Below are 24,934 nucleotides of genomic sequence, written 5' to 3'. Positions count from 1 at the left end.
ATATTGGCATACTGCAATAAATCATTTAGAGATTTACCACAACAAGGAAAAATCCTGCTATAAGTGTTGTGGTTAACACCAAAGTCCAAGGTCAGCATAGTTGATGCAAAGTTAGCTATTATGGGTTGATTTATCTGAATTATTTTTAGTTGACAACATTACCTAATTTAAACAGTAAGTGTGAGGCAGTCTGTGACCAGTCAAAGAACGTCGGCAGAAGGAAACCAATCTTCAAACGCTCCTAACTCCAGTGATAAAAATTCCCCAAATGCTAAGTCTGGGCGTTGGCTGTGGTTCTGGATGGGTATGAGTGGAATTGCAATGGTGTCAGCAACCGCAGGAGCGCTACTGGCGGTTTCTTTGACTAGTACGCCGTTGCAGCAAGCCCAACTCAGCCCCCAAGAAGAAGCTGTGTTTGATGGCGATCGCATTGCTGGTGGTGGGTTACGTTTCTCAGAATTAACTCGTCCGGTGAATCTGTTGGTCATGGGAATGAGTGTTCTGCCACCAGATATCCAAAATCCTCCCAGTGACACTAAAAATCTCCGATACTTGCCCCAGGTAAACTCCTTTGATGGTTTGGCTGATGTCATGCTTTTGGTTAAGTTTGACCCAGAGACGAAAAAAATTGCGATGCTCTCTATCCCCAGGGATACTCGTACAGAGATAGAAGGGCATGGGATTAAAAAAATTAATGCGGCTAATGTGGATGGAGGGCCAGCTCTAACAGCCACCACAGTTAGTAATCTTTTAGGTGGTGCGGGGATTGATCGCTATATTCGGATTAACGTTCTCGGTGTGGCTAAACTGATTGATGCTTTGGGAGGAGTCACTGTCTATGTTCCCAAGGATTTGAAGTATCAAGATGATTCCCAACACTTGTACATCAATCTTAAAGCCGGGAAGCAGCATCTCAACGGCGATCAAGCTATGCAGTTACTGCGTTATCGTCATGATGAGTTGGGAGATATCGGCCGGATTCAACGTCAGCAGATGGTGATTCGGGCTTTAATTGAGCAAACTCTCAACCCAGTAACTGTGACGCAGTTACCAAAAATTCTCAATGTGGTTAAAGACAACATTGACACTAACTTGACAGTCGAGGAATTGGTAGCACTGGTGGGCTTTGGTGTCCGGACTAATCGCGCTAATATGCAAATGTTAATGTTGCCTGGGCGATTCAGTGAACAGGGAGAATATAACGCGAGCTATTGGCTACCCAATAAAGATGGGATTGCTAAAGTCATGGCACAGCATTTTGGTCTGGCCTCAGCTTCTGAAAACTCGTTGAGTGAACCAACTGCGATCAAAGTAGCAATTCAAGATAGCACAGGTAGCGATCGCTCTCAACTACGTCCTCTCATCTCGGCTTTAGAAAAAGCCGGTTATCGTCATATTTATATATCTAAACCCTGGTCTGAACCACTGGATGTGACTAATATTGTTGCCCAACAAGGTGATGGCAATAGCGCTGAATCTATTCGCAATATTTTAGGTTTTGGTGAAGTCCGAGTAGAAAGTACTGGTACTCTAGAATCAGATATTAGTATTAAGGTCGGTAAGGATTGGTTACAGCAAAAGTCTTTGTTAGAAAATTCTAGTAAACCTTGATTGACTCACTTCAGTAAAAGGTAAGGATACATCCGTCAGAATACAGCAGTCAGAATAGTTCAAATTCTCATATTTGATGAGTCAGCTAATATTCCTCAACCCTTATTCATTCTGAATTCTGACTTCTGAATTCTGTTCGATAATTTTGGTAACACATGGATGATCATAAGGGCGCACAGCTAGCTGTGCGCCTTTTATACTAATTTTAAAATTAATTTTGAATTCACAGATGGGGAATACTAAAGTTGTCCATTTGTGCTAGCAAACTTTCCACTGGAGGTAGATACAGATGAACATCGAATCTAGAGATGAATTCAGTGCTACCATCACCCAACTTGAGCAAGAACTGAATAAATATCGCAACTTTTCACAATTCTTTGATATTTCTGTTGATATACTTTGCATTGCCGGCTTCGATGGCTATTTTAAGCAAATGAATCTGGCGGGTGAAAAAATCCTTGGGTACTCTCAAAAAGAACTACTGTCAACTGCTTTCATGGATATGGTACATCCTGATGACCGAGCAGCTACATTGGCAGAAATGGGAAAGTTGAGTCAAGGTGTGCGGGTTTTTCGATTTGAAAATCGCTATCGTCGCAAAGATGGTTCTTACTGTTGGTTATCTTGGACTTCTGTTGCTCATGATGATTTAGTTTATGCTGTAGCACGAGATGTATCTGAGTATAAAGCCAAAGAAGCAGCTTTACATCAACAAGAAATTCAGTATCGCAGTATTTTTGAGACTGTCAGCGATGGTATTAGTGTTCTCAATTTAGATACGGGTAAAATTGTGGCTGTTAATCCGGCTTTTTGCCAAATGCACGGCTATTCTCAGGTGGAATTTTCCACGCTTAATCCTACAGATTATATTCATCCTAATTCCTATGAAACACTAGCAGAATTTATCAAAACAGTTAAGGCTGGAGGTGAGTTTCATGCTCAAGCAACAGATGTTCGCAAAGATGGCACTTGTTTTGATATAGAAGTCACAGGTAAATTGTTTGACTATAATGGCAAGCCTCACGCCCTTTCTGTGGTACGAGATATTAGTGAGCGTAAACAAATTGAAGCCCAACTCAGACAACAAACACAAGATTTAGAACAAACTCTACAAGAACTCAAACGTACTCATACACAAATGATTCAAGCAGAAAAAATGTCCAGTCTTGGACAATTAGTTGCTGGAGTCGCTCACGAAATTAATAATCCTGTCAATTTTATTCACGGTAATCTCAACTATATTGAAGAACATAGTCAAGACCTCTTACGAGTTATTCAATTTTATCAACAAAAAACTACCAATTATGACTCAGAATTTCAGGCATTGTTTGAGGAAATTGACCTGGAATACATTAAAGATGACTTACCAAAAATCTTAAACTCCATGAAAATTGGTACTCAACGCATCCGGCAAATTGTCTTGTCTTTACGTACCTTTTCGCGCATGGATGAAGCTGAGTTTAAAGCAGTAGATATCCACGCAGGTATTGATAGTACTCTGATGATTTTACAACATCGCCTCAAGGAACAATCAAACCGTCCAGGAATTCAAATTATTAAAGAATACGGTGATTTGCCATTGGTAGAATGTTATGCTGGACAACTTAATCAGGTATTTATGAATATTTTGGCAAATGCTCTTGATGCTTTAGAAGAGGGAATGAATAGTAAAGAATGGGACGTAGGAAATAGGGAAAACCCGACAATTAATATTAGGACTTCAGTGTGTAGTTCTCATTGGGTGAAAATTGCGATCGCTGACAATGGTATGGGGATGACAGAAGAAATTCAAACAAAAGTGTTTAATCCATTTTTTACTACTAAACCTGTAGGCAAAGGAACAGGTATGGGAATGTCCCTGAGTTACCAAATCATCACCGAAAAACATGGTGGAAAATTGCAATGTCACTCTCAACTTGGCCAAGGTACAGAATTTGTGATTGAGATTCCTTGGAGGCAGTGAAAATGGGTATTGGGTATTGGGTATTGGGTATTGGGTATTGGGTAATAAGCCATGAGAAAGAAAAAGGGTTGATGTGTACGCAGTTGTTTTAAATATTAAATACTTGTTTAATCACTCATTTTTGTCTCTAATCCCCAGTCCCCAGTTCCCAGTCCCCAGTCCCCAATCCCTATAATAAAAAACCTTTGGTAGGCATGAGAAACTGTGTCTACCAAAGGATAACTTGCAATCATTTTTGAATTTTGAATTTTGCGGAAAGTTGCGTGCGCGGGTTCCCCGCATTGAGCAAACTTTTCAAGACTAATTCTGGGTAAACTACTGTTTTGTTTACCAAGCATCTGCTGTGCGTTTTTTGTATGGCGAACCTGTAAATGGTTGTACGCCTATATTTGGATAAGCATCATCTGTGGGGCTAAAAATCCGCATTATGGCCGCAGAAATATCTGAAATATATTGAGCGATGCCAGCAAGCATTTTAGAAATAGCCATATTATTTGACTCCTTTTTGAGTCAGTTTCTCTTGATTTCTTTACTTTAATGCCAATTCTCTTTTTTAAATCTAGTTCTCAATATATTGAGAACATATGCAACAATTTTTCAGATAGGTTTGCAATACTTAAAACTGTAGTTGCTTGACAGTTTCTATTTAGATTTTAACCCAAAAACATGAGTTTTTAAAGTCCTAAGAATAGACATATCTCTACAAACCCATAACCAAACATCAAAATTCTTTGTGATCTCGTTTCTCACCCTTTGAGCCAATAATATTATCAATATTAACTATTAAAATATATAAATTAATAGATGGATTTATCATTTCAAGGTGATGAAAGCCTGATTTTATCGTGACTTACATTCTGATTATTTTTATACTTGACAATATTTATGGTAAAAACTACCATAATAAGGAGAAGCATTCTTTTAAGGAAGCTCTGCCATGATGACTTTCCCCACCAGGGATATCCACCAGAACTCAGAACTCAACGTCTCTGCTGCTGATTACAGCCTGTTAACCGACTTGTATCAGTTAACAATGGCGGCTTGTTATGTAGGCGAAGGCGTAGAACAAAAAAGGGCTAGCTTTGAGTTATTCGTTAGGCGATCGCCAGAAGGTTTTGGCTATTTAATAGCGATGGGTTTAGCACAAGCCCTGGAATATTTAGAAAAGTTAAGCTTTAGCCCAGCACAGATAGCTGCATTACAAGCCACAGGCATTTTTGCCCAAGCAGGTGAACAATTTTGGTCATTGCTAAGAGAAGGACGTTTTACTGGGGATGTCTGGGCAGTTCCGGAAGGGACAGCAGTGTTTGCCAACGAACCACTGTTACGGGTGGAAGCACCGCTTTGGCAAGCACAGTTAGTAGAAACCTATCTATTAAATACACTGAACTACCAAACCTTAGTAGCCACAAAAGCAGCCCGTATCCGGGATGTAGCGGGTGAACAAGCCACACTTTTAGAATTTGGCACAAGACGAGCATTTAGTCCCCAAGGCTCTTTATGGGCAGCACGAGCAGCCTTAGCCGGCGGATTAGATGCCACCTCCAATGTGTTAGCAGCGCTACAACTGGGACAACAACCAAGTGGTACGATGGCTCACGCCTTGGTTATGGCGTTGTCAGCGATGGAAGGTAGTGAAGAACAAGCCTTTACTGCATTCCATCGCTATTTTCCCGGTGCGCCATTATTAATTGATACTTATGATACGGTGGCGGCTGCCCAGAAATTAGCAACACAAGTCAATGCTGGCAAAATGACATTATCTGGTGTCAGACTGGATTCTGGCGATTTAGTGGACTTATCAAAAAAAGTGCGATCGCTCCTACCAGAGGTGACAATTTTTGCTAGTGGTGACTTAGATGAATGGGAAATCGCCAAACTCAAAGCCGCAGGTGCAGAGATCGATGGTTACGGACTAGGAACCAAACTAGTCACAGGTTCCCCCGTCAATGGAGTCTATAAACTCGTAGAAGTTGACAACATTCCCGTGATGAAAAAGTCCAGTGGTAAGGTAACATACCCAGGACGCAAACAAATTTTTAGGTCATTTACAGACGGACAAATCAAAGCCGACAGACTGGGATTAATTACCGATACACCCCACACTGGCGAAACACCCCTGTTGCAACTAGTAGTCAAAGCAGGACAACGACTCCAACCACCAGAAACCATAGCTGCAATTCGCCAACGCACAGCTAATTCAGTAGCCAGCCTACCAGAACAAACAAGACATCTAAATCATCCCATCTCAGTACCAGTGGAGATTGCCAGTACGTTAGGTGATTTGACAGAACAAACGAGTAAAGGGGAGTGAGGGGTGCAGGGGAGAAGAAGAAATGCTAATGACCAATGACTATTGACTATTGACTATTGACTATTGACCATTGACCATTGACTAATAACTATGAACAAAATCGCTTTATTTGGGACTAGTGCAGACCCGCCGACGGCTGGACATCAAAAGATTCTGCGGTGGTTGTCTGAGCATTATGATTATGTAGCAGTTTGGGCTGCTGATAATCCGTTTAAATCTCACCAGACATTGTTAGCACATCGGGCGGCGATGTTGCAACTGTTGATTGCGGATATTGACACACTGAGACAGAATATTGCGCTAGAACAGGAATTAAGTAGCTTTAGAACCTTGGAAACATTGGAAAAAGCGAAATTACGCTGGCCTGTAGAGACAGAATTTACTTTGGTAATTGGTTCAGATTTATTGAGTCAGTTACCGCGCTGGTATCGAATTGAAGAATTATTACAGCAGGTGCAACTCTTGGTTGTACCGCGACCAGGATATGCAATGGATGGGTCTAGTCTAGAAACCTTACAACATCTGGGAGGCAAAATTGCGATCGCCAGTCTCACTGGTTTAGATGTTTCCTCTAGCGCGTATCGTGAACACGGAGATACGGAAGCCCTCACACCCCCTATAGCTGCTTATATTCATCAACAGCATTTGTACAAATGCCAGGACGCACTCACAAAAAGTTTTCAACTCCGTTAAATCAACAACCTTTGGCCGATTTTAAGGTTGGTGTAGATAATGTAATTTTCTCTGTGGATACTGACAAGAATCGGCTATTAGTTCTGTTAGTAATGCGACAGCAAGAACCATTTTTAAATTATTGGAGTCTTCCTGGTACTTTGGTACGACAAGGAGAGTCTTTAGAAGATGCTGCTTATCGCATTATGGCTGAGAAAATTAGAGTGAAAAATCTCTATTTAGAACAGTTATATACCTTTGGCGGCCCGAATCGCGATCCTAGAGAAGGAATTGATAGTTACGGTGTACGTTACTTATCAGTTAGTTACTTTGCCCTTGTCAGATTTGAAGAAGCCGAATTAATCGCTGATGGTGTGACTGGTATTGCTTGGTATCCAGTGAAAGAAGTCCCCAAATTAGCTTTTGATCATCAGGAAATTTTAGCTTATGGACATAGAAGATTACGCAACAAATTAGAGTATAGCCCAGTTGCTTTTGAAGTCTTACCAGAAATGTTTACGTTGAATGATTTATATCAGTTATACACAACAGTTTTAGGGGAAAACTTCTCAGATTACTCCAACTTTCGGGCGCGGCTTCTCAAGTTAGGATTTTTATCGGAAACCGGCATTAAAGTATCACGAGGCGCAGGTCGTCCAGCCAGTTTATACAAATTTAACGCCGCAGCTTTTGCCCCCTTTAAAGATAAGCCTTTGGTATTTATTTAGGAATGAGGGAGTGGGGGAGTGAGGGAGTACTGAATGCTGACCAATGACTAATGACTATTGACTATTGACTATTGACCAATGACTATTGACTAAATTATGAAAATTGCGATCGCTCAAATTAACCCCATCATTGGTGACTTATCTGGAAATGCCCAGAAAATTCAGGAAATGGCACAACGGGCAGTCAAAGAAGGTGCGAGACTTTTATTGACACCAGAACTTTCTTTATGTGGCTATCCTCCACGGGATTTATTACTCAATCCTAGTTTTGTAGACGCTATGGCAATGACTCTACAGCAATTAGCGAGGGATTTGCCTGTAAATTTAGCTGTGTTAGTTGGTACGGTTGCACCAAATTGCCAAGCAGATATTACTGGTGATAAGTCTCTATTTAATAGTATGGCTTTATTGGAAAATGGCCAAATCAAGCAATCATTTCATAAAAGATTATTGCCAACTTATGATGTCTTTGATGAACATCGCTATTTTGCAGCCGGATTAGAAGCTAATTATTTCACTCTAGATAATATTCAAATCGGCGTAACAATTTGCGAGGATTTATGGAACGATGAGGAATTTTGGGGTAAGCGGAGTTATGCAGTTAATCCTATTGCTGAGTTAGCAGTTTTGGGTGTGGATTTAATTGTCAATTTATCGGCATCACCTTACAGTTTAGGTAAGCCGCGCTTTCGAGAAACCATGCTGCAACATAGCGCTATCAGGTTTCAGCAACCACTAATTTATGCTAACCAAGTCGGTGGCAATGATGATTTGATTTTTGATGGTCACAGTTTTGCTGTGAATCGTCAAGGCGAAACCATATGTCGTGCTAATGGTTTTGCCACCGATTTAGTAACTGTAGAATTTGACGCAGGGCAACGCGATTTACAATTAAGTTCTGTTGTTCCGGCATCTCCATCAGAAGATGAGGAAATTTGGCAAGCTTTAGTTTTAGGAGTACGAGACTATGCCGAAAAGTGTCGTTTTTCTCAAGTATTGTTGGGTTTAAGTGGGGGGATCGATTCTTCTTTAGTAGCGGCAATTGCCACTGCGGCATTAGGCAAAGAAAATGTCTTGGGTGTGTTAATGCCTTCTCCTTATAGTTCTGAACATTCTATTAGTGATGCTTTAGCACTGGCAGAAAATTTGGGCATCAAAACCCAAATATTACCCATAGGGGAATTGATGCAAAGCTTTGATCATAGTTTAGCCGGGTTGTTTGCTGGTACAGAATTTGGTTTGGCTGAGGAAAATATTCAGTCACGGATTCGGGGTAATTTATTAATGGCGATCGCTAATAAATTTGGCTACCTATTATTATCCACCGGCAACAAGTCAGAAATGGCAGTCGGTTACTGCACCCTCTACGGTGACATGAACGGTGGTTTAGCCGTCATTGCTGATGTCCCCAAAACTCGTGTCTACTCTCTGTGTGACTGGCTAAACCGCAACGGTGAAATTATTCCCCAAAACGTAATTACCAAACCACCAAGCGCTGAACTCAAACCCGGTCAAGTTGACCAAGATTCCCTACCTCCCTATGAAATATTAGACGACATTTTGCAGCGCCTGATTAATCACCACCAATCAGCAGCGCAAATAGTCGCCGCCGGTCACGAAGTTGTGGTGGTCAACCGAGTTATACAAATGGTGGCCAGGGCAGAATTTAAGCGCCGACAAGCACCTCCAGGTTTAAAAATCACCGACCGCGCCTTCGGTACTGGCTGGCGAATGCCAATTGCTAGCAACTGGGTAGGTATAAAAAATACTGATCAAAATACCTCTATCTCTACTCCTACCGTTGGCTGTTGAGATAGTATTCTGCACGGATGCTCATTTGACCTCTATATATAGCCAATTACATTAAGTAAGCTTCACGGAAAAATCGTATAAAATTAGACAAAAATACTGAGGTTGTTAACAATTGCTAAAAGACATGATTTAAAAAAGTATCTGGTAAAGTTTTATGTCTAGAAAGTTAGCTATGGCAGCAGTTGGAGTTATTACAGCAGCTTTATCTTTGGTAAATGGAAGTGTTTTTGCTCAAGACTCTCGATATATCAAAGTAGGTGAAACGGAGAAAGGTGAATATCTTTTTTTAGATACAGAAAAGATTGAAGGAACTTACTTTAAGCTGTATACCCTAACTGACACAGCAATGTATGAACTTTCCTATTATGCTTCCTGTGGAGAAACTAGACTATTTTACGAAGGTGGTGCGGCTTATAGCCGTAGTGGTCATCTACTGACAGAGAAAAAAGAAAGTGAGGAAATGTCTTTTTCTCCAAACTCTCCTGCTGGTAAAGCAATGGTTTATGTTTGTAGAAGTGTACACGCAAGAGGTTGGTAAAAGTCTCTAGTGAATACTTTTTACTCTCATTAATCTCTGTCTGTATTTGGCGAATTTAAAAATATAAAAAGCTAGAATTAGGAGCATTATGCCTACCAAACATTTTTGTTCATGTATTCGTATCGGTAGTTATAGGTTAATTATTTCATTAATATCTATTGCTACTATTTTATCTCCCATGTCACAAAGAGCCGTAGGGGAAGATATTCCCTACTGTTTTATGGAAGACTCTCAAGGAAATTTAATTAATTTAAATGGAATGTGCGGAGTATCTTCAATTAATAAACAATCTACTATTGCTCCCTCTCCTATATCGCAATTTCAACCTCAGAAAAAACCTTCTGTTCAAATAACACAAGAAAAGTTGGGTGGTTTTGCTTATATATATGCTGAACAATATTGTGATTGGAGAGAGGCTGGTGGTAGAAGCCGTAATGAGTCAAAAAATAGTGCAATTAAAAAACTTACTGATATGATTATTCAACTTTATGGTGTTGATGGTGCAAATCAGGTTGTAGACCGTCTAGACGTTAATTTTTTTAAGACTACTGATAGATTAATTCAACAAATTTGTCCAAAACATAAATAGGAATCACACCTTTGAAATTGTTGAATTATGTAACTTAATTCAACAAACTTGCTTTATCATTATGTTGTAAGCTAATAAAAGCTATTATAGCGATTTTCATGCCGAGGAAATACACCAGTCTAGTCCAGAGGTCGTAAGGGCGGGTTAAGTGAAATATTAGTGAATCATGTCAGCATATTTGTTAACCCGCCCCTACTGCTTCTGAGAAATGCGGGTAGCCTCTGTTGACTAAAAAATATGTACATCGCTTAACTGGGAAACGCTATAAACCTCCCAGTAAGATTTTTGTACAAGAGATTTAATAATGAAAACTAGCCTCTTGTCAACACTGTTTAGCTGACGACGGACTGACAAAATCATGTAAATCTGCATCCCAAATACTGATGTAAATCAAATCACAATTTTGCCGCACGATCTGCCCTTTCACTGCACCTGCACTAAAACTAAAATTATCTAACTGGCGTTGTTGTATTTGTTGTAATCCTTGCTGTATTTTGGTGCTGGCTTGTCCATTTAACATCCCATTTAACGTAGCTTGCATGACTTGGGGATCTACAGATTGGGCAAAACTGACTTCTGTTTGTTTTAGTACACCAGATTGACGATCAAATAAATAGCCCAAGTCAACTTGGTTAGGAACTAATTCATAAACGACAGCACGGGTATTACCCCAAACGCCTCGTAAATCTCTATTTGGCTTTCCGAGACTTGCCTCTACCGTGCTTCTTGATGTCCCTGTGGGAAATGCGGGGACGCTTGGCCTGTTTGTACTTGCTTGGTTTTCGTTTTGAGGCTTTTTTGGTGATGGTAAATTAGCCTCCGTTGTAGGTACGACAACAGTGCGGTTTTCTATTTCTGGTGGTGATGTTGGTTGGACTGGAGATGTGGGATTATCTGTGGTGATGGGTTCGTTTTCTGGTGTTGATATCGGGGGAGGACTGGAGTTTATAGGACGGTTTTGACGTGGTGATAAAGTACTACTTGGTTCCTGAGTAACAACAGCAGGGGTTGTGGATGTGGCAATGGGAGTCGGAGATGCTGGTGAGGGGATAGCATCATTGACAATAGGTGCTTCAGATGGTGATTGACGAGTCAGCGTAGATAGAGCTACCCCAGCTATTAAACCACCTATGAGTAAACTAGCAAACATCCAAATCGACCTTTGTTTGTCGCGTTGAGGCTGGATTTGGGGAGTAGCTAATGCTTGGGTTTGTTGGGTGGGTGGATTAGTGGGAGGGATGGTTGCAGGTGTAGTGGTAGATAAAGCATACAGCATTTTACTGGCAGTACTGTAGCGATCGCCTGCTTGGGGTTTAATTGCCTGATTTAACACCATTGCTAAATCAGCAGAAATATGCGGTGCATAATTTTGCCAGAGAATCTCCCCAGTTTGCAAGTTAGTTTGTAGTTCTTCTGGGTTTTTGCCAGTTAATAGATAAATTGCTGTCAAACCTAAACTGTAGATATCGCTGGCGTACACTGGTCTACCGATGGCTTGTTCACTAGGCATATATCCTGGTGTCCCAATCACCAGCGATCGCGTAACATATCCTGGAGAACTAGCTACTGATCGAATCGTTTCCTTAACTGCACCAAAATCAATTAAAACTGGTTTTTGATCAACACCACGAAGAATAATATTATCAGGCTTGATATCCCGGTGAATAATGCCTTTACTGTGGACGTAATCTAATACTGACAACAAACTCAACAAAATCGCCCGCACAGTACTTTCACTCTGATATCCGTTGGTGTCAACCAAATCTCTCAAGGTTTGACCATGAACCCATTCTTGAACTAAGTAAAACTGCCCATTCTCTGAAAAATAAGCATGAAGTCTGGGAATTTGGTCACTATGTTCACCCAGAAACTCTAAAGTTGCGGCTTCCCTCTCAAACCTCTGTTGCATCATTTCATAGGTTTGTGGGTCATTAGCGATGGGTTTGAGTTGCTTAATCACGCAGCGACGGCGGGAAGGCATATGGGTATCTTCCGCCAAAAAGGTTTCTCCAAACCCACCAGCACCGAGTACCTGAATAACTTGATAGCGATTGTTCAGCAGAATAGATGTCATGTATCTTAAAAGGCGTAGACACGCAGGGTCTTGTTGTTAGACATTACCCTTTCTCAATGTACATCAGATACTCTGACGAATTATAGCGTTTCTCGCTTTAGCGAGGTAAATTTCTTGAGGCATCTCCTCAAAGGAATTCTATAAATCAGAACAAAAGAGACTATCCGAATAACTAAAATCATCACCTAATCAAACCTACAGATAGAAAAAGCCGGAAACTTAGGGGAAGTAGCTTTTCTTTCAATTGGACAAGTTTTGTCAGAGAGTGGGTTGTTACGTGCATGAAGCTGTTCTAATTTATGCAAGACTGCTAGCGGTCGTAAATCAGTAATCTGGTTGTCGTTGAGAATGAGTTCTCTCAAGCTTCCACTCAATACAGCTAGTGGTTTAACATCACTGATACGATTTTTTTCAAGATTAATTGTACTCAATCCACTCATACTAGCCAGAGGCTGCAAATCGCTAATCTCATTGTTATTCAACATGATATAGTAGACATTACTCAAGCCTGTCAGTGGTCGTAAATCTCTAATCTGATTATTACTGAGATAGACAGCACTCACTTTAGTTAATCCTGCTACTGGTTTGAGATCGCTGATGCGATTATTCTCAAGCGAGAGTGAGGACAAATTACTTAAACTAGCTAGTGGTGTAAGATCGCTAATCTCATTGTTACCGAGATAGAGATAAATTAAATTCTTCAAACTAGCTAAGGGGCTGAGATCGCTAATCTCATTATTTCTGAGATCGAGGAGGGTAGCCGATCTCAGTCTAGTATCTGCTGATTTGCAGTCATTAGTTTTAGCTATTTTCAGCAATACATCGATTGTATGCTTAGTAGCCGCGTGAACAGAATTTTTGCGTTCGCACCATTGGGCAAAACTTTGAGGTGGCGTGGACTGTGCAGCAATTGCTGTAGTCATGATGGGGCTACTGGCGTATGAGGGAGAAGCTTCAGTTGGGGGCGACTTAGACTGGGGGACTGCACAGCCAGCAGTGTGCGAGAGCAGGGCGATTGCCAGGCTGAAAAATAACGGCTTAAAGCAGAATAATCTCTTGTATAATCCAAAGACTTTCTTCATATCTTTAGTGATTGTTGAATGAGAAATCTGGCTTCGCCAATAAAGACTACAAGAGTATAAGTAGCAGCACTATACATAAGTAAGTTAGCATAATCAAACCAAACTAGCTAGATAAAAATGAAATAGTCTACCCTATCGCCCATTACCAATTATCAATTATCAATGATTCATTCTTGAAGATCATTTTCTGCTTTGTCTGGCACAAGACTATAAATATTTCATACCGTAGTGGAGACAAAAAGTAAAACTTCTAAGCAAAATCCTAATTCATAAGTAACTAAGATCAAACCTTGTCCTTTTTTGACGATGCCATCATCAATTTTGGACTTGAGCGTCAATAACAAAATCAAGCTAATCCCTCTCGAACCATCTGGTGCGATCGCACTCCTTTTTGCTTTAATAAAACTAGTTCCTAAACCAACCAGACTCGCAACAATAGCCATAACGGCTAAAGGTTCCCCTGGTATTTTCTGTCCTTTTGTTCCTCTTCCCCCAAGACTCGGTTGCTTAACACTTGTACCCGTCGCTAACTGAACACCATTTAACGTTATAATCTCTTGTTGCTGACAAGAAAGTTTAGTGAATGGCAAAAAAAGCAGATTAATGTGAGACTAAATAGGGCTGGAGAAATCTTTTTAGCTGCATTTTTATCAAATAATATTATATTTAAAAATTAAAAAATCTTAGCATATTTGAATAGATTCTCAACAAAATATATACTTTTATCAATCATATAAATGATTAAAGTTTAATTTGATAAAAAACATATTTTTAGATAAAAATCAAGCAAATAAACAAAATTCTACAAACTGTTAATTCTACGAATAAAAATAAAAACGGTAACATGACTAACCCATATTTAACCCTAGAAAAACAAGGCAGCATATTACAATTTGAACTGAATAAACAACAGCATATAATTGGACGCGATCGCACTGTTGCAGATTTAGTTGTCTCGGAAGATTGGCAAGTTGTTGGCAGATTTCAAGCTTTGTTACAAAGAGAGGGGGAAGACTATCGGATTTATGATGGCGATGGTCAAAAACCCAGCACCAATGGCCTGTATATTAATCATATCCGCATCACTTCTGACTCTGGTTACTCTCTCCAACACGGGACAGAGATTAGCATTAGTCAAAATCCCGAAAATCAAGTCATCTTGAAATATTACAATCCGGCGAATTCGCTAGTCAGTCATGCACCCAGTTCGCAAAGGATTTCCCTGAAAAACAGGTCGGTGTTATTGGGACGAGATAGCGATGCTACCTTACCTCTAGATGCACCCACAGTTTCTCGTCGCCACGCCACCATTGACGCTGATGCCGAAGGACGCTACGTTCTCCGCGACTATAGTACCAATGGTGTCTTCGTCAATGGACAACGAGTTAACAGTTCTATAGTCTTACAGCCTGGTGTGATGATTCGCATTGGGCCATTTACTTTAGTATTGCGTGGTGATGAGTTACAAATACTTGATCAAGGGAATCAAATTCGTTTAGATGCTTGTAACTTAGTGATTCAAGACCAAGACAAGCGACGTTTGGATGACATCTCTTTAGCCATTGAACCAGGACAGTTTGTCGCTTTAGTGGGTGGTAGTGGTGCAGGGAAGTCTACTTTAATGCGGACGTTGTTAGGCACAGAGAAAACCACCACAGGTGTAGTTTATTTGAACGGTGAGAATTTACGCCACACTTACAATATTTATCGTACCCATATTGGTTATGTTCCTCAAGATGACATTATTCACCAAGAATTAAAGGTAGGGGAAGTTTTGACTTACGCTGCCAAGCTGCGACTCCCGCCTGATACTGATGTGGCAAAGGTGGTAGAAAAGACTTTACAAGATGTGGAAATGTCCCATCGTCGCAGTGCTAAGGTGTCACAACTGAGTGGTGGACAGAGGAAGCGGGTCAGTATAGGTGTAGAATTATTAGCTGATCCTAAGCTCTTTTTCCTAGATGAACCGACTTCAGGACTTGATCCGGGGTTGGATAAAAAGATGATGCAGCTATTACGGAAATTAGCTAATCAGGGACGAACGGTAATTTTGGTGACTCATGCTACGACTAATATTAAATTGTGCGATCGCGTCGTCTTTTTAGGACAAGGTGGACGCTTATGTTACTTTGGCCCTCCTGATGAATGTTTACGGTTTTTTGGTGTCAAAGATGACTTTGCAGATATCTATAATCAGTTAGAAAAACCGGAAAATGTCATTGATCAAGCGCTCAAATTTCAGCAATCTGGTGATTACCAAAAATATGTGAGTAATCACCTCAGTCCAGGCAATCAACACTCAAAGCCACAGATTATCAAGTCTCAGAGTCCTAGTGCTTCTTTTGGCAAACAATTTAGCATTTTGTCCCAACGTTATTTGCAAATTCAACAGCGAGACACGATTAATTTATTGCTAGCATTATTAACTGCACCCATCAGCATTAGTTTAATGACACTGGCAATTAGTGACCAAAATCCTCTAGTATTGGGAGATAAACCCGATGCTGGTCTTGCGCCTTTAGCGTTACGGGTGTTGTTTGTCTTTACTTGTGCTGCATTATGGGTAGGACTGTCTAGTTCCTTACAAGAAATTGTGAAAGAATCGGCAATTTACCTGCGAGAACGGCTTGTCAATTTAGGTTTGTTTGCCTATTTGGGTGCTAAAGTTGCTATTCTTTCTGGTTTAGCCATCTGCCAAACATTATTAATGGCAATTGTGATCTTTATCTGTTTTAAATCACCACAACCAGATTTAATTTCCTGGCCATTGGGATTAGGAATTACCACATTTCTGACTCTATTAGCTAGTAACAGCTTAGGTTTACTGGTTTCCGCATTTGTCAAAAATGTCAGTCAAGCCAACAGTGCTTTACCGTTACTATTACTACCTCAAATTATCTTTTCTGGGGTCTTATTTAAAATTACAGGTACAGCTAGTGTCGTCTCTTGGTTAATGCTCAGTCGTTGGTCAGTTGCTGCTTATGGCGCTATAGTTAACTTGAATGCTATGGTTCCCGCACCCATTCAACTACCAGATGGAAGTACTGTTCCTCAACCCTTTGAACCAACATCTATTTATGATGCTACATGGTCTAATTTAAGTTTAAATTGGAGTCTTTTGTGCGTACACACAATAATGTACTTGGCAGTGACATTTTATCTGCAAAAGCGCAAAGATATTTTTTAATTCTGAAAATATCGCCAATTACCCGTGATAGTTTAGCAGCATCGAGGCTTAACTCTTTTAGACGTTATATTTACTATTTACGCCGAAAGTTTTGCAGAAAAATTCATCTGCGACATAACTTGTGTCCGTATTGAATTAGCAGCCTTCTCGGCAATTTCTTCTCTATCAGAATCAGTAAGAAGTACTGCAAGTAATGATTTGAGAGCTTCGCGGTTAGATATAAACTCTTCACCGTACAAATCATCTTGCCGCAGGGTGGCTTCCAAGTGAGGTATTAGTTCAGGCGAAGGAGATAGTAATCGCTCTTTAATGCGTGTCCTTGCAGTTTCTATTGCAGAAGTTGTACCTATACCTAAATTCCATGTTTCAATTATTAGCCTGGTTTCGTGGTTGAGAGATACACGCAGCGTTGATAGGCGACCAAATAAAGGAAGATTGAGCATTAAAGGTGCTAACGCAGTACCCCAGTCTAAACCAGCACCTATTGTGCAATTTGCTTCATCTTCGATAGAAACAGCCTCATCAAGCCATCCTTCACCAAAAAGTAAATCTACAGCTTCTTCGGCTGTTATTGAATCACTTACCTCAGAATTATTATTTTGTTGTTGATGGTTCATAAATGTTTACTTTATCAGCCCTTATCTTCGTCTCATTACACCATACTCAAAATAAACTAAATTATCATATTCTTCTTCAGACCCGCAGTTCAACATATTTTGTTTTTCGTAAAATCCTTCAGACCTTGGTAAGGAATGCAACCCAACTCTACCTTCATACCCTAACTCAACACTTCTAATTCTGGCGAAATTTAAAAGTGCTTGACCAACACCTTTGAATTCTGGCGGGCGTTGAATCTCAATTCTATTAGTGGGGGCAGTAGCAATGCTATTAATATAAACTAGCCTTTTCCCAATATTCAACCGAGAACCATACATTTGCGTTTCTATTATCATTAATCCTTGAGTTTTGTTTTGGCACTCAACCGCGTATCCTTCAAGAGTTTCTTGATTTGAAATGTATCTTAACTTGAATACCCAGTCCCAGTATTTATCTGCCTGACTAAATAACCTTAACTTTTCCACCCAATCATTAACATAATCATCCACGTGTCTTTGTTCTAAATCTATCAGATATGCTTCAATAGATGTATTATCAACACCCCTTTTTAATTCAATTTTTAGTTGCACCATTAGCTTCTAATTGTCAACTGATTATTAAAGCTTGTGGCTGCTATTTGACTGGTAGATAAAAAAATCAATTGATTCAGATGTTGGGTTGCGCGTTACTCCACCCAACCTACATCCTACTGTTACCTGTTACCTACTTCACTTGAGTCACTCGCCAGCTAAGTTGGAGGTTAACCCAGAAGTTCCAGACAGTTGCAATAGCGATCGCAATTAAGTTAGCAATATAACGGTTAGGAATGAGAAAATTAAATACTAGATTCAAAATCAACACATTCAGCACTAACCCAGCCAGGCAAACAATGTTAAACTTTATAAACCGCTTGATACGCTGATGCCAGTGTTGTTGCTGCATTGCTACATCAGCAAATGTCCAAGCATCATTCCACAAGAAGTTATTGATAATTGCCACTTCTGAAGCGAGAATTTTACTGCGGGTGAGTGGCCAAGCTAAGGTGCTGGGGTCACTCAGCAGATAAAGTAATACCATATCGACGAATACACCGCTTAATCCCACTAAACCAAAGCGGATGAATCTATCAAGGGGAAAGCTTTGACTAATTTTTTGCAGTCTGCCTGTGGAAACTCGTAACCGGATTAAGTGGTGGATGTAATCTATATACTGTTTCCAGGTTACTTTACTTTCACCCTCTTGACGCTCACAGAATACATAACCGACTTCAGCAATTTCCCTGATCTTACCCCGACCAATGACCTCTAACAGGATTTTATAACCTACAGGATTAAACGTGGCATTTGTAATAGCGTCACGACGCACCATAAAATAACCACTCATGGGGTCAGAAACTCTCCCCAAAACTCTAGGCAAAATCATTAACCCTAACAATTGTGCGCCACGAGACAGAAAACGTCTGATAAAACTCCAACTACTGACACCACCCCCATCTACGTGACGGCTAGCTACTGCTAAATCTGCACCTTTGTGAATTTCGCCTAACAGTTGCAGTAATACATGAGGTGGATGTTGTAAGTCTCCGTCAATTACTCCTAAAATGCTACCTCTAGCTGCTTGCCATCCTCGAATTACTGCTGTAGACAGCCCGCGTTCTTGCTGTCGTCGCATTACCTGTAATTGTGGATATTCGGCTACCAACGACAACGCCACGTCCCAAGTGCCATCTGGACTGTCGTCATCTACTACAATCAGTTCATAATCACCGGGAATATACTCATCGAGTATCTGAGTCAGTCTTTCAACCACGTTCCTCACATTCCCACTCTCTTTGTAAGTGGGAATAATTAGAGAAAACTGGATTTGCTGTCTAGTAACACCCGAATTACTAAGTGGAAACTCAGGAACTTGTAAATCACCGACGGGTACTGGTAACAATGACTGAGTTCTGTTGGTAGTCATTCAAATTTAGGTAGTAGAAGATTCTTCTACGAGATTAACTGTTTTTGCTAAGTATACCTAGATTTCCAGACAATCTTTACTGATTCTTAATATCTTTTGTGGTGAAATCAGCTACAGATTTCCTCTGCATCAACTGTGTATAGTATTGTTACTTATCGATGAATCTAAGTGAAAACTACCTATTACCAGGGAAACTCAGTCTCATTTTTGCTGCTGTTCCAGAGCTAGTTAAGTATTCCTCTATAAATTCTTATCGAATTTGCCATTTCAATGCTTGACAAAAATAGCAATAAGTTGTCTGATTTTTTGGCAACACAGCCTTAAACCTCTAACCTGCATTTCTCACAAAACGGTAGGGGCGGGTTCACAAATATGCTTCCATCATTCACGAATACCTCATGAACCCGCCTCTACAGCCTCTGGACTTCGGTTTGTTGACTATTGACTATTGACAAAAAAACAGAAAATTTAGTGCCACTGCGTAAGTCCTACAGATGTCTTTTAGTTTTTCTCTTGTAGTTGTGTGTTGGTTTGCGGATGAGCATTTTCGAGATGGTGAATCAGAGATTCTGCCATTTCTACTGCTGTTAAAATCAATTGCTGTTCCATCTGCCCATAGCCACCTTCTTGGCTAACTTGGGGATAAATGTGAGGATTTGAGAGTAGTGCTGCTAGTAGTTGGGATGCTGTTTGCTTTAATTCGCTGTTCATAATTGTCGGAAAATTATGTGATGTAGAGACGTGCCGCTACAGCGCCTCCATGAGTTTATTTACTTGAAAATAAGGGTTGATGATTGTTAGATGTTTTGAGCAGTTCGCAGACTTCACTATCTGTAGTTTGGGGAAACTCTTCGTACCAAAGACCTACACTATAGAATGGGCTAGGTGTGGTAGTACAGACAATTTTTTCTACCTTGGTTTGCAAATCTTCGCAGGTTTCAGCAGCTGCCACTGGTACAGCAATGATAATCTGTTGGGGTTTTTGTTGCCTGACAGCCATTGTGGCAGCCCACATGGTTGCACCTGTGGCTAAACCATCATCCACCAAAATAATAGTCCGTCCTTGCAAATTTGGGAAAGGGCGATCGCCTCGATACAAAGTTTCTCGTCTTTCTAGTTCCCTTTGCTGTTGCATCGCAATTCTGGTGATGACTGCATCAGGAATTTGCATTTGATTGACAATTTCTTGATTCAGTATCCGCACACCACCTGTAGCAAAGTCTGTTCCGGGAAGCTTCGCTAATGCTCCCATCGCTAGTTCTTCGTTATTAGGCACACCGAGTTTACGTACCACTACCACATCTAAGGGAGCATTCAAAGCTTGAGCCACTTCAAAAGCTACAGGAACACCACCTCTGGGCAAAGCCAGCACCAGCACATCTGGACGGTTGGCATAATCTGTTAATATTTGAGCGAGAATTTTCCCTGCATCTGTGCGGTCTTTGAATCGCATGGTGTCACCTCTTGGTAGCATAATTCGTAATTTTTGGTGGTTTAGGCTGTGAGACATCAGCTGATCATGAAATACGGACACCAAACGACTTAACAGCCTATTGCCTATTCCCTGTATTGTTTAATTCTAAAAAGCTAAAAATTAAATTTCCTCTGACTAACGAAGCGGTATTTTTGCTCGTCAATATGCCTGATGGCTGAGTCCCCGATATATTTAATTTACTGCTTTGAGAACAATATTGGCTGGTTCAGCATCTTTTTGTAACAGAATTTGTAACAGCCAGGTTATTTGTCGTTGTCGTCGCTTAAATTAAGAAAAAAATCTACGGGGAATCCCTGATTAAAAAGTTTAATGTTACTCAAAGATGTACGGGATTATCAAATTCTCTTTCTGAGTTTGTTTCTCTTGTTAGGGATGGCTACAAGAGATTGGACATTAAAACTGGAAATGATCACAGTAGCGATCGCCACTTGTTTATTAACACAGTGGTTATTGTCATGGCTGAAGAACCAACACACACAAGACACTGATCATCCTCTGAGGTCCTTGCCCTACAGCCTTTTGCCACCAGAGATTAATCTCCGCAGTCCTTTAATCACTTCCTTGGGACTCAGCTTATTATTGCGGGCTGATCATTGGACAACAATGGCCTTAGCCGCAGCTAGTGCGATCGCTAGTAAATTTATCTTTCAAATCAATGCTAAACATTTCTTTAATCCAGGCAATTTCGGGATTATTACAGCTTTAGTGTTAACCCCAGATGCGTGGGTATCCCCTGGACAGTGGGGTGAAGACTGGTGGTATGGGCTGTTATTTGTCGGCGCAGGGGGCATGATTTTGCAACGCATCGGGCGTTGGGACACAACAGCCGCTTTTTTAGGGTTTTACGCTTTTCTAGAAGCTATACGTAATATCTGGCTGGGCTGGACTTGGGATGTTTATTGGCATCGCTTAATGAGTGGATCTTTACTGTTATTCGCCTTATTCATGATTACCGATCCTCGCTCAATTCCCAATGCCAGGATTGGACGGATTATTTGGGCAATCACTATCGCCATCATTACGTTTATTCTCCGCAATTATTTCTTTGTCCCCACCGCAGTCTTTTGGGCTTTATTCGCCTTTGCTCCCTTGACAGTTTTGTTAGATATTCTCCACCCATCTCTCAGGTTTTCTTGGTTCGAGATGGATAAGAGAGAGTGCTGAGTGATACCAATTCAAAATTCAAAATTCAAAATTCAAAATTCAAAAATAATGACTAATGACCAATGACTAATGACTAATGACTAATGACTATTGACTATTGACCATTGACTAATGACTAATGACTAATGACTAATGACTATTGACCATTGACCATTGACCATTGACCATTGACCATTGACCATTGACCATTATCAAGAGGTATAAAATGAAATCTTTCAAATTCATTATTCCCTTATTACTAGGAATCTTGGCTGTGCTGTGTTTTGCACCTACGGCTTGGGCGTTTTGTGGATTTTATGTTGCTAAGGCTGATTCTAAATTGTACAACAAAGCTTCCCAGGTGGTGATTGCGCGAGAAGGCGATCGCACTGTTTTGACTATGGCTAATGACTATCAGGGACAAGTTAGAGATTTTGCGATGGTTGTACCTGTACCAACAGTCATTACCAAAGAGCAAGTCCGTGTGGCTGAACCGAAGATTATTGAACGGTTGGATGCTTTTAGTGCGCCGAGATTGGTAGAATATTTTGATGATGATCCTTGCGCTCCAGTTTACAAACGTGGATTATTGCAAGCAGTACCTTCAGCTACTGTTAACGAAGCTGGAGATAGATTACGCGATCGCTCTTTAGGTGTCACGGTCGAAGCACGTTTCAGTGTTGGCGAATACGATATTTTGATTTTGAGTGCGAAAGAATCCGGTGGCTTGGAAACTTGGCTGCAACGCAATGGATACAAAATTCCCAAAGGCGCGAACCAGTTACTGAAACCTTATATTCGCTCTTCCATGAAGTTCTTTGTTGCTAAAGTCAACTTAGATAGATTTGAGCAAGCAGGTTATCAGTTTCTTCGTCCCTTACAAATTTCATACAAATCTCCCAGATTCATGCTGCCAATTCGTTTGGGGATGATCAATGCTACCACTGAGCAAGATTTATTGATCTATGTGCTTTCACCCAAAGGACAAACAGAAATTACTAACTACCGCACAGTCAAAGTCCCCTCTGATGTCAACATCCCTCTATTTATCAAAGATGAATTTGGTAATTTTTATAACTCTACCTTCCAAACTGCATATACCAAAGAAGGTAAAAAAGTAGCTTTCTTAGAATATGCTTGGGATATGAGTAGTTGCGATCCTTGTTCTGCTGAACCTCTAACGACAGAGGAACTCAAGCAAGCAGGCGTATTTTGGCTAGATGACAATTCTAGGAATTCTATCTCCCCCAGTCGCCGTTCCTTGCCAACAAATAATGTCTTTATCTCTCGCTTACACGTCCGCTACACTCGTGATAAGTTCCCCGAAGATTTGATGTTTCAAGAAACCTCTAACACACAGTCTTTTCAAGGAAGATATGTTTTACAACATCCATACACAGGTGAACTCAAATGTCAAGCTGGTAGAGAATACAAACGTTCTTTATTCAACCGCTTTGAACAAGAAGCCCAAACCCTAGCCAGACTAACTAATTGGAATATCCAAGACATTCGCCAAAAAATGAAATTGACAACCACTAATCTCACAAGTTCCTGGTGGGAAAATTTCTTAACTTGGTTGGGAATATAGGAATAGGAAAGAGGTATTGAGTATTAGAGATTGGGGATTGGATATTGACAGAATGTAGAGACGTTGCAGTGCAACGTCTCTACAAGGATTTTGGGCAATGCAGGATTAAATTCGGTCGATGTCTAATGCTACTAATACACAAATTTAGCCTTGCCATGCTATTTGGGTGCGTTAGACTTAGTTAACGCACCATCAAAACTAGATATTTACTTTTGGTGAGGAAATTAGCCGATTTAAAATATCTAAAATTTCTTGTTCAAAGGCGACTTGAGCGCGATTGGTTTTGCCACCGATGTAGAGGCGATCGCCTGTTTGTAATGCCCAAATTTGCGAATGAGAAAAGTAACTCATGATGACACCTAGCATTAACACAGCGAAGCCGGTGTAAACAATCGGGATACCAGGATCGGCTTTAATTTGTAAGCCAGTGCTACCAACTACATCTAAGATTTTCAGTGTCACTCCATTAACTTGAGTGGACATTCCTGTACGGACGGTATCAACTAGTTTACCTTGAGCATCATAAATTAATACCATCCCTTGTAAGTCTTTAGCTAAGAGCGAGACACCTTCACTCATATCTGGTTTTGTGGGAATCCAAGTCCCCCAAATTCGCCCTTGACCTTTGGTATCTAATAATGCCATTGGTATTTGAAAGACTGGGCTTTTGTTAACGCGGACACGAACAGATGAAATACCCCAATCAGTTTGATAGAAAGTCACGCCATGATAACGCAAAGGTTGATTGACAAAAATCTTTTTGTGGTCAACTTCTTTTCCTTGATCATCTAAGACAGACATATCTGAGTAAAATTGGTCAATGCCGCCTTTAGGGGTATAATCAATCCAGAAACGATTGACTTTTACCGACCAATCTTTTGGGACTGGGGCTGCTAAAGGGCCAGCATCAATAATATTATTTACTTGAAATGTCTCACCACTGGGAATCATTTCTTGAGCAATAAATCCCGTCATTGCTCCCCAAATTGACCCCAACAGGATAGTCACAAGACCGATATGGACAATAATCGGGCCGATGCGTCCAATTATGCCTTTACGAGCGTAGAGGATATGATCTTTTTCTTGAAAAATTTTATAACGACGGTTTTGTAATAATTGGTGGAAGGAATTGAGCGAACCTGCATCTAATTCTGCGCTTAAAGCGAGTTTTTGAAATTGTTTTGGTTCTTCGTAATATTTCCAGCGTTGAGCTGCTTTTAAGGCTGGTAACTGACGGGTAAAAGTACAAGCAGTCAAGCTAGTACCAAAGAGGACTAATAAAGAGAGAAACCACCAAGTCCGATAGACATGATCTAAACCGACGACTTGGATAACTTTCCAAGAAAGGAAACCAAATAAAGCTGGATGTTCTGGGTAATTTGCTTGGTAGAATGCAGGTGATTGACCTTGTTCGATGACAGTGCCACTGACACTGAATAGAGCAATGATTAGTAACAGAGCGATCGCTAATCTTAAATCTGTGAGTACGGGTAAAAACTCTCTTCGTAAGAATTTCCCCGGTAATGACCACCAAGGGGATGCTGGGGATGCTGAATTATCAATATTGTCTATAGTCATT

Annotated in this window: 21 protein-coding genes; 11 read left to right on the top strand and 10 right to left on the bottom strand. The window is 40.5% G+C overall.

Going from position 1 to position 24,934, the window contains the following annotated elements; translation table 11 throughout:
- Nucleotides 1–192 precede the first annotated feature (192 nt).
- Nucleotides 193–1,611, top strand: coding sequence for an LCP family protein (locus FD725_RS02750; RefSeq protein WP_179046708.1), 1,419 nt, complete (start codon nt 193–195; stop codon nt 1,609–1,611).
- A 289-nt stretch (nt 1,612–1,900) separates the two neighbouring features.
- Entirely contained in the window at nt 1,901–3,574 is a 1,674-nt protein-coding gene (locus tag FD725_RS02745; protein ID WP_179046707.1) for a PAS domain S-box protein, read from the top strand.
- Nucleotides 3,575–3,901: 327 nt separating this feature from the next.
- Here the strand turns inward: FD725_RS02745 and FD725_RS02740 are convergent, their stop codons facing one another.
- A complete protein-coding gene (locus tag FD725_RS02740) occupies nt 3,902–4,063 on the bottom strand; it encodes a nicotinate phosphoribosyltransferase (protein WP_179046706.1) in 162 nt (53 codons plus the stop codon).
- A gap of 448 nt (nt 4,064–4,511) precedes the next feature.
- Between FD725_RS02740 and FD725_RS02735 the strand changes: the two genes are divergently transcribed.
- From FD725_RS02735 to FD725_RS02710, 6 genes are all read left to right on the top strand, one after another.
- Nucleotides 4,512–5,888 carry a nicotinate phosphoribosyltransferase gene (locus FD725_RS02735; protein WP_179046705.1) on the top strand — a complete coding sequence of 459 codons (1,377 nt, stop codon included), beginning with the start codon at nt 4,512–4,514 and terminating at the stop codon, nt 5,886–5,888.
- Between the two features lie 90 nt (nt 5,889–5,978).
- The gene (locus FD725_RS02730; protein WP_179046704.1) at nt 5,979–6,581 is read left to right on the top strand and encodes a nicotinate-nucleotide adenylyltransferase; all 603 of its coding nucleotides are present in this window, start codon (nt 5,979–5,981) and stop codon (nt 6,579–6,581) included.
- Complete coding sequence (locus FD725_RS02725; protein WP_179046703.1) at nt 6,542–7,288, top strand: NUDIX domain-containing protein; 747 nt, start codon at nt 6,542–6,544, stop codon at nt 7,286–7,288. Before FD725_RS02730 ends, FD725_RS02725 begins: the two co-directional genes overlap by 40 nt.
- A gap of 96 nt (nt 7,289–7,384) precedes the next feature.
- Nucleotides 7,385–9,100 (top strand): NAD+ synthase, encoded by a 1,716-nt coding sequence (locus FD725_RS02720; RefSeq protein ID WP_179046702.1) that lies wholly within the window; start codon nt 7,385–7,387, stop codon nt 9,098–9,100.
- A gap of 154 nt (nt 9,101–9,254) precedes the next feature.
- Entirely contained in the window at nt 9,255–9,638 is a 384-nt protein-coding gene (locus tag FD725_RS02715) for a hypothetical protein (protein ID WP_179046701.1), read from the top strand.
- 88 nt (nt 9,639–9,726) lie between these two features.
- Nucleotides 9,727–10,227, top strand: a complete 501-nt coding sequence (locus FD725_RS02710) for a hypothetical protein (protein ID WP_179046700.1) — start codon at nt 9,727–9,729, stop codon at nt 10,225–10,227.
- A gap of 322 nt (nt 10,228–10,549) precedes the next feature.
- Here FD725_RS02710 and FD725_RS02705 read toward each other — a convergent pair whose 3' ends face one another.
- The 3 genes from FD725_RS02705 to FD725_RS02695 all read right to left on the bottom strand — a co-directional run bounded on the left by FD725_RS02705 (nt 10,550) and on the right by FD725_RS02695 (nt 13,973).
- Nucleotides 10,550–12,301, bottom strand: coding sequence for a protein kinase (locus tag FD725_RS02705; protein WP_179046699.1), 1,752 nt, complete (start codon nt 12,299–12,301; stop codon nt 10,550–10,552).
- A 185-nt stretch (nt 12,302–12,486) separates the two neighbouring features.
- On the bottom strand, nt 12,487–13,383 hold the full coding sequence (locus FD725_RS02700; RefSeq protein WP_179046698.1) for a leucine-rich repeat domain-containing protein: 897 nt from the start codon (nt 13,381–13,383) through the stop codon (nt 12,487–12,489).
- A gap of 218 nt (nt 13,384–13,601) precedes the next feature.
- Nucleotides 13,602–13,973, bottom strand: coding sequence for a hypothetical protein (locus FD725_RS02695; protein ID WP_179046697.1), 372 nt, complete (start codon nt 13,971–13,973; stop codon nt 13,602–13,604).
- A gap of 254 nt (nt 13,974–14,227) precedes the next feature.
- Here FD725_RS02695 and FD725_RS02690 point away from each other — a divergent pair, with 254 nt between their 5' ends.
- On the top strand, nt 14,228–16,570 hold the full coding sequence (locus FD725_RS02690) for an ATP-binding cassette domain-containing protein (protein ID WP_179046696.1): 2,343 nt from the start codon (nt 14,228–14,230) through the stop codon (nt 16,568–16,570).
- 77 nt (nt 16,571–16,647) lie between these two features.
- On the opposite strand, the gene FD725_RS02685 is transcribed toward FD725_RS02690, so the two are convergent.
- From FD725_RS02685 to FD725_RS02665, 5 genes are all read right to left on the bottom strand, one after another.
- Nucleotides 16,648–17,187 (bottom strand): hypothetical protein, encoded by a 540-nt coding sequence (locus FD725_RS02685; RefSeq protein WP_179046695.1) that lies wholly within the window; start codon nt 17,185–17,187, stop codon nt 16,648–16,650.
- 21 nt (nt 17,188–17,208) lie between these two features.
- Nucleotides 17,209–17,757: a GNAT family N-acetyltransferase gene (locus FD725_RS02680; protein WP_179051391.1), complete on the bottom strand. Its 549-nt coding sequence runs from the start codon at nt 17,755–17,757 to the stop codon at nt 17,209–17,211.
- A gap of 133 nt (nt 17,758–17,890) precedes the next feature.
- Entirely contained in the window at nt 17,891–19,129 is a 1,239-nt protein-coding gene (locus FD725_RS02675) for a glycosyltransferase (RefSeq protein ID WP_179046694.1), read from the bottom strand.
- 501 nt (nt 19,130–19,630) lie between these two features.
- Nucleotides 19,631–19,840 (bottom strand): hypothetical protein, encoded by a 210-nt coding sequence (locus FD725_RS02670; RefSeq protein ID WP_179046693.1) that lies wholly within the window; start codon nt 19,838–19,840, stop codon nt 19,631–19,633.
- 55 nt (nt 19,841–19,895) lie between these two features.
- Complete coding sequence (locus FD725_RS02665; RefSeq protein WP_179046692.1) at nt 19,896–20,582, bottom strand: phosphoribosyltransferase; 687 nt, start codon at nt 20,580–20,582, stop codon at nt 19,896–19,898.
- Nucleotides 20,583–20,933: 351 nt separating this feature from the next.
- Here FD725_RS02665 and FD725_RS02660 point away from each other — a divergent pair, with 351 nt between their 5' ends.
- Both FD725_RS02660 and FD725_RS02655 read left to right on the top strand, forming a co-directional pair.
- Complete coding sequence (locus FD725_RS02660) at nt 20,934–21,788, top strand: RnfABCDGE type electron transport complex subunit D (RefSeq protein WP_179046691.1); 855 nt, start codon at nt 20,934–20,936, stop codon at nt 21,786–21,788.
- Between the two features lie 205 nt (nt 21,789–21,993).
- Nucleotides 21,994–23,355, top strand: coding sequence for a DUF2330 domain-containing protein (locus tag FD725_RS02655; protein ID WP_179046690.1), 1,362 nt, complete (start codon nt 21,994–21,996; stop codon nt 23,353–23,355).
- Nucleotides 23,356–23,553: 198 nt separating this feature from the next.
- Here FD725_RS02655 and FD725_RS02650 read toward each other — a convergent pair whose 3' ends face one another.
- Nucleotides 23,554–24,933 (bottom strand): cytochrome c biogenesis protein, encoded by a 1,380-nt coding sequence (locus FD725_RS02650; RefSeq protein ID WP_179046689.1) that lies wholly within the window; start codon nt 24,931–24,933, stop codon nt 23,554–23,556.
- Nucleotide 24,934 lies beyond the last annotated feature (1 nt).

Source organism: Nostoc sp. TCL26-01, from assembly GCF_013393945.1.
In the GTDB taxonomy this organism is placed as follows: domain Bacteria; phylum Cyanobacteriota; class Cyanobacteriia; order Cyanobacteriales; family Nostocaceae; genus Trichormus.
Note: the sequence above shows the minus strand (reverse complement) of the source record. Positions and strands in the feature narration are given on the sequence as shown.

Coding starts and splice junctions, on each gene's coding strand:
- FD725_RS02745 (WP_179046707.1), top strand. CDS start 1,901: ATGAACATCGAATCTAGAGATGAATTCAGTGCTACCATCACCCAACTT.
- FD725_RS02740 (WP_179046706.1), bottom strand. CDS start 4,063: ATGGCTATTTCTAAAATGCTTGCTGGCATCGCTCAATATATTTCAGAT.
- FD725_RS02735 (WP_179046705.1), top strand. CDS start 4,512: ATGATGACTTTCCCCACCAGGGATATCCACCAGAACTCAGAACTCAAC.
- FD725_RS02730 (WP_179046704.1), top strand. CDS start 5,979: ATGAACAAAATCGCTTTATTTGGGACTAGTGCAGACCCGCCGACGGCT.
- FD725_RS02725 (WP_179046703.1), top strand. CDS start 6,542: ATGCCAGGACGCACTCACAAAAAGTTTTCAACTCCGTTAAATCAACAA.
- FD725_RS02720 (WP_179046702.1), top strand. CDS start 7,385: ATGAAAATTGCGATCGCTCAAATTAACCCCATCATTGGTGACTTATCT.
- FD725_RS02715 (WP_179046701.1), top strand. CDS start 9,255: ATGTCTAGAAAGTTAGCTATGGCAGCAGTTGGAGTTATTACAGCAGCT.
- FD725_RS02710 (WP_179046700.1), top strand. CDS start 9,727: ATGCCTACCAAACATTTTTGTTCATGTATTCGTATCGGTAGTTATAGG.
- FD725_RS02705 (WP_179046699.1), bottom strand. CDS start 12,301: ATGACATCTATTCTGCTGAACAATCGCTATCAAGTTATTCAGGTACTC.
- FD725_RS02700 (WP_179046698.1), bottom strand. CDS start 13,383: ATGAAGAAAGTCTTTGGATTATACAAGAGATTATTCTGCTTTAAGCCG.
- FD725_RS02690 (WP_179046696.1), top strand. CDS start 14,228: ATGACTAACCCATATTTAACCCTAGAAAAACAAGGCAGCATATTACAA.
- FD725_RS02685 (WP_179046695.1), bottom strand. CDS start 17,187: ATGAACCATCAACAACAAAATAATAATTCTGAGGTAAGTGATTCAATA.
- FD725_RS02675 (WP_179046694.1), bottom strand. CDS start 19,129: ATGACTACCAACAGAACTCAGTCATTGTTACCAGTACCCGTCGGTGAT.
- FD725_RS02670 (WP_179046693.1), bottom strand. CDS start 19,840: ATGAACAGCGAATTAAAGCAAACAGCATCCCAACTACTAGCAGCACTA.
- FD725_RS02665 (WP_179046692.1), bottom strand. CDS start 20,582: ATGCGATTCAAAGACCGCACAGATGCAGGGAAAATTCTCGCTCAAATA.
- FD725_RS02660 (WP_179046691.1), top strand. CDS start 20,934: ATGTTACTCAAAGATGTACGGGATTATCAAATTCTCTTTCTGAGTTTG.
- FD725_RS02655 (WP_179046690.1), top strand. CDS start 21,994: ATGAAATCTTTCAAATTCATTATTCCCTTATTACTAGGAATCTTGGCT.
- FD725_RS02650 (WP_179046689.1), bottom strand. CDS start 24,933: ATGACTATAGACAATATTGATAATTCAGCATCCCCAGCATCCCCTTGG.